Source organism: Chitinophaga filiformis (assembly GCF_021646545.1).
Taxonomy (GTDB): Bacteria; Bacteroidota; Bacteroidia; order Chitinophagales; family Chitinophagaceae; genus Chitinophaga; species Chitinophaga filiformis_A.
In genome coordinates, this window is record NZ_JAKIRP010000006.1 from 72,276 (window position 1) to 85,346 (window position 13,071).

Genomic DNA, 13,071 nt, shown 5'->3' on the forward strand with positions numbered 1-13,071 from the left:
TAATTGATATTTTTTCATCAACTAACAATTAACTATATTTAGCGATTTCACTGTTTTTATTCGCTTTATTTGGCGAAACATGCGCAGGTCTCTCCCCGCCAGCTATCCGTACACACGAACTTGAGCCGGCAGCATACCCTGCCCGCCAATACGACATTTCGCCGCTAAAATGGTGATATAGCGAAATATCGTGTTTTCTCCTTTCCTTAAAATACAATAAAACATTGATTATCAACAAAAGCAAGTCAGGCACATAATTGGAAACACCCTGGTCATAAACCCACTGTTTTATGAAGTTTCCGGAATATAGCCCTTTGCTGAAGAATGAATGTGCAGATACTGCCCTGCCTTTCAGGATCCATTCAATCCGTAGCACGCGGGCCGACATAACCGCTCACAACATGATTGCGCATAAGCAACACTATGTTGAGATCATCTGGATCATTAAGGGGAGTGGTACCCTTGTCATGGACCTGGAGAAGTACACCTTACAGGATAACAGTATTTTTTGCATTACGCCGGGGCAGTTGCATCAGCTTCAACTGACGGATGAGCAAATCGAGGGTTATGTGATATCTTTTACAGAAGCCTTCCTGCACATGGGGGAACAGGAATTTGACCTGATGTACAATTCGGGACTATTCCAGTCATTTTCCAGGTCGGCCGGGATCAGGCTGGATATTGATATTGCCGGTGAGATGCAGGAGATAGCGCTCAAGATGCTGAAGGAAAGCAATAACGCGTACCTGTTCAAAACCGAAATGCTGCGGCGCTACCTGAAAATATTCCTGATATATGTGGCAAGACAGTTTCAGGGTCCCTTGCAGACGCTCATGCAGACAAGGAACCTTGAGCTGACGGAAAAATTCAAGTCGCTCGTTGAACAGCATTTTAAAACACACCGGAAGGTAGCCGATTATGCGAAACTGCTGGCGGTAACACCTAATTATCTGAATGAGATCATTAAGAAGACCACCGCTTATCCGGCGAGCCATCATATACGGCAGCGTATTATACTGGAAGCAAAGAGAAGGGTAGCTTACTCTGACGAGTGTATGAAAGAGGTGGCCTGGCACCTGGGCTTCTCAGATATCGCACATTTCAGCAAGTTCTTTAAGAATGCGACCGGCACTACTTTTACTGAGTTCAGGAAAGAATGCCTTGTTCTCACAACGGGCTGAGTGCAGTAATAGGTGGCATTTCCGGGCAACCATCATTCATTCGGTTATAGATCGTAAAGATAAAAACGACCATAATTAATACAAGTTAAACCTCGATTCCTGCATTGTTGCAGAACAGATGTTTTTTCATCTTTGCAGTGTTATCAATAAGATATCGGATCATCAGCGAAAAATTTAAACCTGATATTTTTATCAAGTTGGCATTGGTTACCAAACGGCTGTTTCTATCCAGAAACAGCTTTTTTTATATTGACAATAAAAAATAAATAGCGCCACAGGGCTGTGGCGCTATTGGGTTACAAACATTATATCTACCTATTACAACTGTTCTGATTAATTAGCTATTTCCATCCACCTCCCAGGCTTCTGTATAGTTCAACAGAAGCGCTCAGCTGCTGACGGATAATATCAGCCTGTGTCAGTGATGCTTCCAGGGACCTGCCCTGTGCAGTAACTACTTCCAGGTAATTGGCCATTCCACTGCGGAACAGCATTCTTGCCTGTACTACGGCGAGCTGCGTTGTATTCACCTGGTCTGTCGCTATTTGTTGCTGGGCCTTCAGTTTATCCAGCTTTACGAGAGAATTGGACACCTCTCCTATCGCATCCAGGGTTATCTGGCGGAATCGGATTACAGCCTCTTCACGTTGTACTTTTGCTACTTCCAGGTTAGCTTTTAACTGTCCCCGTTGAAATACCGGCTGTGTAATACCAGCAGCTGCGGTACCAAACAGAGACGCTGGTAATGTAAACCACTGGCTGGCTTTGAAAGCATTTACGCCTCCGCTTGCGGTAATATTCAGCGAGGGGTACATGCTGGCCTGGGCAACGCCTACTTCTGCATTAGCGGCTTTCAATGCCATTTCCTGTGCTCTTACATCCGGACGGTTACTGAGCAGCGCAGCCGGTACGCCTGTAGGCAGCAGGTCACGCAGTGGTGTACCTGTCAGGGTACTGCTGTATACTATTGTACCAGGTAGCTCGCCCGCCAGTATGCGCAGCGTATTCTGCTCGATCGCTTTCGCCTGCTCCAGCTGAGGTATCAGCAGAGCGGCTGTCTGCCGTTGCGCCACTGCCTGTTGTACTGCCAGTTCGGTCGCTTCACCGGCTGTTTTCTGCAGGCGTATCATTTGTACGATGGTATCGCTCAGGGAAACATTGCTACGGGCAATGTCCAGCTGTGCGTCCAGCATCAGCAGATTATAATAACTGTTGGCGATATCGGCCACCAGCCCTGTCTGCACGGCATGCATACCTTCATATGTTTGCAGGTAGGTGGCCAGTGCGGCTTCCTTACGGCGTCTGATCTTTCCCCATACATCTATCTCCCATGACAGGCCTCCGCTGAGGCTATAGTCTTCTATATGATCCGTGCCCAGGAAAGTATTCAGACTGGTACCATTTAAACTGTTCTTTGAAGGGATGGAAGTAGACGCTGCCGCCTGGAGATTCACAGCAGGCAGCCAGCCTAATTTCGCCTGTTTTAAGTATGCCTGTGCCGTTTCTATCCGTTTCAATGCCAGCTGCAGATCATAGTTCCCGCTCAGCGCCCTTCCTATTAATCCCTGAAGAGTGGTATCTGTAAAAAATTGTTTCCATTCTATTGTTGCAATACTGCTGTCGGCCGTTGTATTAGCAGCAACGGCAGTGTCGCTGTACTTAGCCGGCAGCGTCACAGCGGGCCGCTCATAATTACGGCCCACCCGGCACGCTGCAAATCCTGCAACTATAAAGAAAGAGACGATTGATATCCTGATATATTTTAGTGTCATCCTGTTTTTCTTTATGCTTTAATATTAAGTGCGCTTATACCGTCGCATCTGCTGCCAGTTCGGGTGAGGCACCTTTCAGCGGTTTGCCGCTGATCTTTTCCTGTAAATACTGGAAAACGATGAACAACACCGGGATGGCAAACACACCCAGTATCACGCCTGTCAGCATACCTCCGGCAGCACCGGTACTGATAGAACGGTTACCCAGCGCCGAAGATCCCGTTGCACGCATCAATGGCGTCAGACCCGCCACAAAGGCAAAGGATGTCATCAGGATAGGACGTAAACGCAGGCGAGAAGCCTCCAGCGCTGCTGCCAGCAGTCCCATACCATTGCGACGCCGCTGAACGGCATATTCTACGATCAGGATCGCGTTCTTTGCCAGCAAACCTATGAGCATGATCAATCCGACCTGCACATATATGTTGTTGTCGATACCGAACATATTAATGAACAGGAACACACCGAAAATACCCAGTGGTATAGACAGTATGACAGAGAATGGCAGGATATAACTTTCATACTGTGCTGACAGCAGGAAGTATACGAACACAAGACACAGCAGGAAGATGATACCTGCCTGTCCGCCTGCCGCGATCTCTTCTTTAGTCATACCTACCCACTCGTAGGAATATCCTCTTGGCAGATATTGCTGCGCTACTTCCTCCACTGCCTTGATGGCATCACCAGAGCTGTAACCTGGTTTAGGCTGTCCGTTGATGGTTACAGCGTTAAAGAGGTTATTGCGGGTCACTGTCTCAGGACCGTACACTCTTTCCAGCTTTACCACGGCATTCAGTGGTACCATCTCACCGGTATTATTCTTCACATAGATCTCATTCAGCGACTCCGGTTGTGCGCGGGAAGGCGCTTCCGCCTGCACGATCACACGGTAGTATTTTCCGAAACGGTTGAAGTCAGACGCAAAGGTGCTACCGTAATATACCTGCATAGTCTGCAGCACATCCGATACCGAAACACCTAATTGCTTTGCCTTTGTTTCATCTATCTCGAGATTGTATTGCGGGTTGCCAGCATTGAAAGTGGTGAATGCGAAAGCGATCTCCTTCCGTTTCATCAGCTCTCCGATAAAGCCATACGCCGTATTAGCCAGTTTATCGAGCGGACCACCCGTACGGTCCTGGAGGATCACCTCAAAACCATCCACGTTACTGAAACCGGGTACCGTTGGCATATTGAACATAAAGATGTTAGCTTCCTTGATATTGGCAAGCCTTGCCTGCATCATGCCCATTACATCTTTCAGGTCTTTCGCCTGTCCGCGGTCCTCATGCTTTTTCAACTTCACGAAACCAATCGCATAGGCAGAACTGTTGGAGTTGGTGAGCAGGTTGAACCCCGAAACACTCAGATAAGTATTCACCGCTTCCATTGCTTTCATTTCCTTCTCTACCTTATTAACTACTTCCTGTGTACGTTGCAGGGAAGTACCGGGAGGCATGGTCACAGAGTATACTACGAAGCCGTTATCTTCTGTTGGAATGAAACCGGTAGGTGTTCTCTTCACTAACCATACAGTTACACCCAATACCAGTAAGAGCGCGCCGATAGGTATCCATTTACGTTTTACCAGGAAACGTACGCTGTTGATATATTTGTTGGTCACTGCTTCAAAACCTGTGTTGAAAGCCTTGAAGAAGCGGCTGCCGAATCCTTTGGTATAAGCTGCACCATGTACATCTTTGCTGTGATTGTTCTTCAGCAGCAGGGCACACAATGCCGGACTCAAAGTCAGGGCGTTCAATGCCGAGATCAGGATCGCGATAGCCAATGTAAACGCGAACTGCCGGTAGAATACCCCTGCAGGGCCCTGCATGAAACCAACCGGGATGAACACGGCCGCCATTACCAGCGTGATGGAGATGATCGCACCGGAGATCTCCTGCATACTGGTGATCGTTGCTGCACGTGGTGTCATATTAATGTGCTCCATCTTCGTGTGTACTGCTTCTACGACCACAATGGCATCATCCACCACGATACCAATGGCCAGTACAAGCGCAAACAGTGTCAGCAGGTTGATCGTAAAGCCGAACAGCTGCATGAAGAAGAAGGTACCGATAATAGCTACGGGTACTGCAATAGCAGGGATCAGCGTAGAGCGGAAGTCCTGCAGGAAGATGAACACCACAATAAATACCAGAATAAAGGCTTCTATGAGTGTGTGTTTCACCTGGTCGATAGATTCATCCAGGTACTCTTTCGTGCTGTAGATATTGAAGTAGTCAACACCCTGCGGGAAGAGACCTGATGCCTTTTTCATCAGGTCATTCACCTGTGTCTGGATCTCATTGGCATTTGAACCGGCGGTCTGATAGATCGCGATACCGATACCATATTTACCGTTCACGTGTGTATCACTACTGTAGGTAAAGGAACCAAATTCAACACGGGCCACATCTTTCAGTCTGAGAAGAGAACCGTCAGCATTTGCCTTCAGTACGATGTCTTCGTACTGGGCATTCTGGTTACGTTTACCTTTATATTTTATCACATATTCGAATGCCTCCTTGCTGCTTTCGCCAAAGCGGCCGGGAGCGGCTTCCAGGTTCTGTTCCCTGATAGCGGCGAGAACATCCTGAGGGGAAAGATTGTTGGCAGCGAGGCGGTCGGGACGTAACCATATACGCATGGAATAGTCTTTCGCACCAAACACCATTGCCTGTCCTACCCCTGTTACACGCTGTATTTCGGGAATGATGTTGATCTTCGCATAGTTCTGCAGGAATTTCTCATCATACTCTTCCTGGTCGCTGATCAGGTTCACCACCATGATCATACTGTTCTGTTGTTTCTGCGTGGTGATACCCGCATTCACTACTTCCACGGGAAGCAGGCTGGTAGCCTTCGAAACGCGGTTCTGCACGTTTACGGCAGCCAGATCGGGATCTGTGCCCAACTTGAAGTATACGGTCAACGTCATGGAGCCGTCGTTGTTGGAAGTGGAAGTCATGTATGTCATGTTTTCCACACCATTCACGGCTTCTTCAATCGGGGTGGCTACAGAACGGGCTACGACTTCTGCGTTGGCTCCAGGGTAAGAGGCTGTAACAGCCACGCTGGGCGGCGCGATATCGGGGAATTGTGTAACAGGCAGGGTGGCCAGGGATAATAATCCCAATAACACCAGGATGATGGAAACCACCGTTGCCAGTACGGGCCTTTCTATGAATTTTCTTAACATAATCTTGTTGCATTAGTTGTTTATCCGGATGTCTGAAGCGTAACCGTCCTGTACGGCCTTCGGTGCGCCGCATAGAGGGGTACGTTGCTGTCTGCAATAGCTTAAAGCGGTCTTGCCTTCAGCAGACTATCCAGTGATATTGGTTGTGGCTGTATGACAACGCCATCGCGGAGACGGTCTAAACCTGTGTATACAACAGATTCGCCGGCCGCAACACCTTTTTCCACGAAGTAATAAGCGTTACTCTTACCTGATACTTTGATAGGTTTGCTGACTACCTTATTACTGTCGCCAACAGTAAAGATGAATATCTTATCCTGCAACTCGAATGTAGCTTCCTGTGGCACCACCAATGCAGCAGGAAACGATTCGGAGATCTTCACTTTGCCGGTATTACCGGAACGCAGCAGTCCGTTAGGATTAGGAAACACAGCACGGAAGCTGACAGCACCCATTGTTTTGTCGAACTGACCTTCCATGGTTTCGATACGGCCCTTCTCAGGATAGATAGTATTGTCGGGCATTACCAGTTCTACAGGAGGTAACTGTTTTACCTTTTCTGCGATGGTATTGCCTTTCACTTTGTCTTTAAATTGCAGGAAGTCGACCTCACTCATAGAGAAATAAGCGTACACTTCATTCACATCAGAAAGTAATGTGAGCGGTTGCGTCTCGCTGCGCCCTACGAGACTACCTATCTTATAAGGGATACGGCCAATGTATCCGCTTACTGGTGCAGTGATCACGGTAAACCCGAGGTTGATGCGTGCGTTGCCTGCCATGGCCTGTGCCTGTGCAACATTAGCTTTAGCAGCTTGCAGCGCAGCAGTAGCAGTTTTGAGCTGCACATCAGAAACAACGTTATTGTCTACCAGCGGTGTGAGCCTGGATACTTCCAGCGCCGCTTTTTCCTCGTTAGCTTTTGCGGCTTCGAGGCTGGCAGAAGCATTACTTAGCTGCTCACGGTAAGGACGATCGTTGATGCGGAAGAGCGGCTGTCCTGCTTTCACATAAGCGCCTTCATCCACAAAGATCTTATCGAGATAGCCATCTACCTGTGCGCGGATCTCGACGTTCACCTTACCTTCAAGTGCGGCGTTGTATTCGCGGTAGGTAGTAGCAGGCACGGCTGCAGCCTTAAAGACAGGCAATGCAGTGGGTGGAGGAGCTCCATCTGATCTGGCGGAAGAAGAGGTGCAACCTGATAATACTGCCATAACAATTAAGCTATAGAGAAAGCCCGCGGGCTTTTGTTTGTAAATGAGCTGAAATAAGTGGTTCATACGGTTTGTTTTTCTTGATAGTTGACAATAGCATTCCATGCTGTAATCCTTATTGGCGATTTCAGATACATTGTGGAGCTATGGGCAAATCCTGCCTAGCCCTTTCCGAGGTGGAGGGAAAGGAAACAGTAGTTGTCGCGTAGTTTGCACTACGGGGTAGATTTACGCTTAAAGACTTATAAAAACTGCTAAGAGAAAATTAGTTTCCGGCGATTAGCAGAAAGAGAATTTGAACTTCATGAGCTTGCGGTTTTAGTTTGACGGTTGCTAAAACAGTTTATTCCAATCAATAACAAAAATAGAACGTATGGGTTTGAAAATCGTTTAACAAATTACGGTATTAATTGTACTTTTCCCGGATGCTTCTCTGAAAAGAGGCTGGTGTTGCGCCTGTGTGTTTTTTAAAGAAGCGGTTGAAATATCCATCATCTTCAAAATTCAATTGCCCTGCTATTTCCTTGATGCTATGCTCACCCCAGTACAATAACCGTTTTGCTTCCGTTATACGTTTTTCATCGATGATCTGTTTTGCGGTTTTTCCCATTGCTGATTTGATAGTATCATTCAGGTGTCCTGGTGTTACGAACATCATATCTGCGTAATGGGCTACCTGTGTTTTATCTTTATAATGCAGGTCTGACAGTTCATTGAACTGTCGTACGATGCGGTTAGGCAGCGTGTCTGACTGAATAGATGCGATATCCAGCTGTGGCAGTCTTGCGGTTGCGGCCATCAAAGATTTCAACTGGCTACGGATGATCAGTTCACTGAGCGGCTGCGGATTTTCTATTTCTCTGAGCATTAAACGGGCAAAGCTCATTAACTCTTTTAACTGACCATCCGTCAGTTCAATAACTGCTTTTTCAAACAGACAACCCCAGCATATCATACCACTGGCGGCTGTCTCCGGTATCAGGAACTCCTGCGAAAAAGAGATGTTCACAATTTCTGACAAGCTATCTCCACTATGCTGATGTATCTGATCAGGTGCTAGTAAGATCAGCGCCGGTGCTTTCACAGTATATTTTTCGAAGTCAATATATTGTACGCTTTCACCTGACAACAGCAGGGTAAGGCTATAGTTAGAGCGTCTGTGCGGCTCCGTCATATCTCCAGGCTGTACCAGATAAGTAGTACGGTCTATATGAAATCCCTTCACAGGGTTCTCAGGCCTGTTAACGTCGGCATAGTTGTAAATGGGTATCAATACATTATTCCTCATAACACTTGGCGATTTGTTATTAATAATGGTTCACTACAGTAAATAAAATGATCAGGCAGACTGATAGACTAATTGGACAGAAGCAGGTGGTAACAAGTAGTATTAACGTATAGTGTACAATATGGTGGTACAAAAGTATAAATTCCACCCACATTTTCTAGCAATCAGTTGAATTTTAATTTAGAGCTTGATAATTTAATTCTATACGATTCGTGCTACATTTCAATACCATATTTAATTAGCCGGCTAAATAATTATGGTAAAAAAAAGGAAAAATGACCCTATTCTTCCTCTTCGATGTTCTCTAACACCTGCATTAGTAGTCGCCTGAGCAATATCTTTTCTTCCGTGCTCATGTTCTTTACGATCTGTTGTTCCAGTTTATTCCAGGTAGTATCTATAATCTCAGTTGCAGCTTCTGTTCCTTTTTCCGTCAGTTTCACCCGCACCACGCGCTGATCAGCACAGCATTTTTCCCTTGTCAGGAAGCCGTTCTTTTCCAGCCTTTCGGCCATTCTCGTCACTGTTGCCGGTGTAACGTCCAGATTTTCCGTGAGTTCGTTCATTGTCATCGTGCCTCCACATAATACCTGTGCCAGGAAGTGCTCCTGACCGGCATGGAGGTTATAGGCAGCCAGCATCTGGTTGCCTTTGTTCCTGTGTACCTTACAGATCTGCACGAGCAGGTGGCTGATGGTACTGCACATCATCGGTCTGTTCATGAGACAAATATAATAATTAGCCGGCTAAATAAAATTAAATTATGGTTTTGTATGTCTTTTTATTGTCATCTGTTATGCTTTTTTATTTAATAACGGGTGCAATAAAAGGCTTTTAATGCGCCTGCTTTCTGTCTGATTCACGCTAAGTAGCTCCGGTTTCAGTATGGGATGGCGGTCGGCGCCTCTCAGGATGGCTATTGGGTGTTGTCAAGCGAATGGGAGTTGGGATATGGATTTGACAGCATCCGTCGTGTCGCCGGAGAGCCGAAGGCCCGCCATTCCCATCTGAAACCGCGTGCTACTTACGCTCTCCCTATTATTGATTACGACCTCACATCATTCGTGGCCCTGATGGCAAGTACAGTTCAGTGTCCTCTTACACGCAATCACAAGGGTCAGACACGTGATATTCAGGCCTGCAAGACATAACAATGGCGATATTATAGATTATAAGCAAAGAGGGCGTATCAAAGTCTGATACGCCCTCTTTCTTTTGGATGCCGGTTAGAAGTTTTATTAGTGTTTGATACTACTTTCCAGCCTTCGATTATTTGTGATACTGCAGCCTGTTCAATTACTTTGCTGCTTCTTTTGCTTCTTTTGCTTCCTTAGGCCGCTCTTTCACGAGTACCAGGTCGGCCATGGCGACGTTCATCGGAATGTTTCCAAGCTTCACAATACCGCGTTTGTCGCGGATCTCCATTAGCTTTCCTACCTGACCGTTACTCTTTATTTTTACCTGGTCACCCAGCTTGAGGTCCCCTCCTACTACTTCAAGGAATTTCTCCTGCACTTTCTTTTCGAAACGCTCATTGATCTGCTTTTCCTTTTTACGGAACAGCAGTGCCTCTGCCTGCTTGAGTACTTTTTGTTTGTCGTCGGTGCGCTTCCACTCTATCACGATCTGCTTCATCTTTCGCTCCATATCCTTCAGGTATTGCAGTTCTTCTTCCTTGATCTTATTCTGCAGCTTGAGGGTAGTGAATTGCTGTGTTTTCCTTTCCTTGTCGGAGAGGATCTCGTATTCTCTCTTCAGCTTTTCATTTTCTTTCAGGAGCTTCTGCAGTTCCTTTTCCTTGGCCTCGATCTTCTGGAGGTCCTGTTCGGCTTTATTCAACAGCTTATCGAGCTGGAAATGCCCTTCATCCACCAGGTTCTTGGCGCGGGATATCAATGAAGGATGTAAGCCGATGCGCTGTGCGATAGAGAATGTATAGGAGCTACCGGGTTTACCTACGATCAGTTTATACATTGGCAGCAGGTTCTCTTCGTCGAAGCCCATCGCGCCGTTGATGATACCTCTTACCTTATTGGCCATAATCTTCAGGTTCAGGTAGTGGGTGGTTACAATACCAAAAGCGTGCTTTTTGGCCATTTCCTCCATGATCACTTCTGCGAAGGCGCCTCCGAGATTGGGATCGGAACCACTTCCCAATTCATCTATAAAGAACAATGTTTTACCATTGGCTTCTTCCATGAAGTACTTCATGTTCTTGAGATGAGAACTGTAGGTACTCAATTCAAACTCCAGCGATTGTGTGTCTCCGATGTGGATCATCAGCTGGCGGAAGATGCCCAATTGAGAGCTGGGGTGTACCGGTACCAGCAGGCCCGCCTGTAACATGAGCTGGATCAGACCCACTGTTTTCATGGTAACCGTTTTACCGCCGGCGTTAGGACCACTGATCACCAGGATATGATTGTCTTTATCCAGGGTCAGGTTCACCGGGATGGTCGGTTTCTGGTTACGGCGGTTGTATAACAACAACAGGGGGTGATACGCATCTACCAGGTGCAGCTGTGCATGTGGCGAGAGCATGGGGTAATTACCGTCCATGTCCAGTGCCAGTTTCGCTTTTGCCCTGATAAAGTCGTACAGTCCCAGGATTTCGTGATAATTGTTGAGCAGCTGTGCATGCTGGCTGAGTGCCGCAGTCAGTGTACGCAGGATCTTGTAAACCTCTTTGTTCTCTTCTCTTTCGAGGGACATTACGTCGTTGTTCAGCTCAATCGTTTCTTCCGGCTCTATGAAGGTAGTACGGCGGGTATCAGACTCTCCGTGCTGGATACCTTTCACCATACGCTTATTCTCTGCATAGACGGCCACTACCCTTCTGCCGTTGAGGAATGCCTCCTCAGTATCTGCCAGGTAACCCAGTTTGCTGAGTTTACTGAGAACACGGTCGAATGCGCGACGCAGTTCGTTCCTTTTACGGAAAAGGCTCATACGGATCTTTGCCAGTTCCGGGGTGGCATTGTCGCGTACCTCTCCGTTCTCATCGAGCACTTCGTCTATCAGCGCCGTGATCTTCTTTTCATAGTGGGTGTGCGTGATCACGCTGAACAAACCGGCATACTGCACCCGCCTGTCGTGATCAAAGAAACGTACAATACTGTGCATGCTTTCTGCCAGCTTGCGCAGGAGCATGATCTGTTCACCACTGAGTACTGCCCCCTGAATGCCCAGCATGCGGAGCTCATTTTTCAGGTTCAGTACATAATCGTTCGGGAAGTGCTCCTGCAGCAAAGTAAGCTGCTTGTATTCATGGGCCTGTTGAAGGGCCGTTCTGACATAATCAATGTGGGTGTGCAAACGCAGATCTTCTGCCATCTGTTTACCCAACTCCGTTTTACAATGCTCCTTTAACAAAGCCTGTACCTTGTCAAATTCCAGCTGTACCAGTGCTGAATCGGGAAAATATTTCATCTTACTTATCCATACAAAGCCTGTAAACCCTTTGTTTACAGACGGTTAAAATTGGCTTTTGCCGTTCCGTACCTTTTACGGTCCGGCAAAAGGAATGTTAAAGTTACTTAACTTGGTGATCTAATCCGTTATTCTTGTCGTAATTTAACTTGTTGAGGGTCTTTGAGCCCTTGACTTCAAATGTCACCATCAACAATTTAAATCATGCGAAGATACTCATTATTAAGCTGTTTACTGGCACTAACAATCAGTGCCTGTGCACAGGGCGGAAAATCAAAAGACAAAGTACCAGGAGATATGGAAGTCAGCAACAATGTTAAAACTGAAAAAGCCACATTCGGAGGCGGTTGTTTCTGGTGTACTGAGGCACAGTTCCAGTACCTGGATGGTGTAACAAAAGTAGAATCCGGTTATGCCGGGGGCACCGTTCCAAATCCGACCTATGAAGAAGTAAGCACCGGTACTACCGGTCACGCAGAAGTGATACAGGTAACCTACGATCCTTCAAAGATCAGCTATGAAGAGCTGTTGCAGGCATTCTGGCAGAGCCATGACCCTACCCAGTTAAACAGGCAGGGCAATGATGTGGGCACCCAATACCGGTCTGTTATCTTCTATCACAATGAGGATCAGCACAAACTGGCGCAACTGTATAAGGAGAAGCTGCAGCAGTCGGGCGCCTATGATAAACCGGTAGTAACGGAAATAGCGCCAATGACCGCCTTCTACAAGGCCGAAGACTATCATCAGAACTACTACAATGAGAATGGCTCGCAGCCTTATTGCCACTTTGTGATCCAGCCAAAACTGGAGAAATTCAAAAAGGTGTTTAAGGATAAGCTAAAGAAGAACTAACTTATTGTAATACAACATTTTTCCAAAGCGAATGGCCTTCCCGGTCATTCGCTTTGTGTTTTACTCCTTATCTGAGACTTTTACATATGTATAAATAAAGGTATATTGCAGCAGGACAAGACAT

8 protein-coding genes are annotated in these 13,071 nt (G+C 46.8%); 2 read left to right on the forward strand and 6 right to left on the reverse strand.

All coding sequences use genetic code 11. From position 1 onward, the window contains the following. The first annotated feature begins 290 nt into the window (after positions 1–290). Entirely contained in the window at positions 291–1,181 is an 891-nt protein-coding gene (locus tag L3C95_RS16690; protein WP_236389219.1) for an AraC family transcriptional regulator, read from the forward strand. Between the two features lie 341 nt (positions 1,182–1,522). Here the strand turns inward: L3C95_RS16690 and L3C95_RS16695 are convergent, their stop codons facing one another. The 6 genes from L3C95_RS16695 to L3C95_RS16720 all read right to left on the reverse strand — a co-directional run bounded on the left by L3C95_RS16695 (position 1,523) and on the right by L3C95_RS16720 (position 12,092). Then, positions 1,523–2,953, reverse strand: coding sequence for an efflux transporter outer membrane subunit (locus L3C95_RS16695; RefSeq protein ID WP_236389220.1), 1,431 nt, complete (start codon positions 2,951–2,953; stop codon positions 1,523–1,525). A gap of 34 nt (positions 2,954–2,987) precedes the next feature. Continuing rightward, positions 2,988–6,158, reverse strand: coding sequence for an efflux RND transporter permease subunit (locus L3C95_RS16700; RefSeq protein WP_236389221.1), 3,171 nt, complete (start codon positions 6,156–6,158; stop codon positions 2,988–2,990). A gap of 101 nt (positions 6,159–6,259) precedes the next feature. Continuing rightward, complete coding sequence (locus L3C95_RS16705) at positions 6,260–7,375, reverse strand: efflux RND transporter periplasmic adaptor subunit (RefSeq protein WP_236389222.1); 1,116 nt, start codon at positions 7,373–7,375, stop codon at positions 6,260–6,262. 406 nt (positions 7,376–7,781) lie between these two features. Then, a complete protein-coding gene (locus tag L3C95_RS16710; protein ID WP_236389223.1) occupies positions 7,782–8,663 on the reverse strand; it encodes an AraC family transcriptional regulator in 882 nt (293 codons plus the stop codon). Positions 8,664–8,944: 281 nt separating this feature from the next. After that, positions 8,945–9,385 (reverse strand): MarR family winged helix-turn-helix transcriptional regulator, encoded by a 441-nt coding sequence (locus L3C95_RS16715; protein ID WP_236389224.1) that lies wholly within the window; start codon positions 9,383–9,385, stop codon positions 8,945–8,947. Positions 9,386–9,959: 574 nt separating this feature from the next. After that, complete coding sequence (locus tag L3C95_RS16720; protein ID WP_236389225.1) at positions 9,960–12,092, reverse strand: endonuclease MutS2; 2,133 nt, start codon at positions 12,090–12,092, stop codon at positions 9,960–9,962. Between the two features lie 204 nt (positions 12,093–12,296). On the opposite strand from L3C95_RS16720, the gene msrA reads away from it, so the two are divergent. Next, positions 12,297–12,947, forward strand: coding sequence for a peptide-methionine (S)-S-oxide reductase MsrA (gene msrA / locus L3C95_RS16725; protein WP_317207691.1), 651 nt, complete (start codon positions 12,297–12,299; stop codon positions 12,945–12,947). The last annotated feature ends 124 nt before the right edge of the window (positions 12,948–13,071 follow it).

Coding starts and splice junctions, on each gene's coding strand:
- L3C95_RS16690 (WP_236389219.1), top strand. CDS start 291: ATGAAGTTTCCGGAATATAGCCCTTTGCTGAAGAATGAATGTGCAGAT.
- L3C95_RS16695 (WP_236389220.1), bottom strand. CDS start 2,953: ATGACACTAAAATATATCAGGATATCAATCGTCTCTTTCTTTATAGTT.
- L3C95_RS16700 (WP_236389221.1), bottom strand. CDS start 6,158: ATGTTAAGAAAATTCATAGAAAGGCCCGTACTGGCAACGGTGGTTTCC.
- L3C95_RS16705 (WP_236389222.1), bottom strand. CDS start 7,375: ATGGCAGTATTATCAGGTTGCACCTCTTCTTCCGCCAGATCAGATGGA.
- L3C95_RS16710 (WP_236389223.1), bottom strand. CDS start 8,663: ATGAGGAATAATGTATTGATACCCATTTACAACTATGCCGACGTTAAC.
- L3C95_RS16715 (WP_236389224.1), bottom strand. CDS start 9,385: ATGAACAGACCGATGATGTGCAGTACCATCAGCCACCTGCTCGTGCAG.
- L3C95_RS16720 (WP_236389225.1), bottom strand. CDS start 12,092: ATGAAATATTTTCCCGATTCAGCACTGGTACAGCTGGAATTTGACAAG.
- msrA (WP_317207691.1), top strand. CDS start 12,297: ATGCGAAGATACTCATTATTAAGCTGTTTACTGGCACTAACAATCAGT.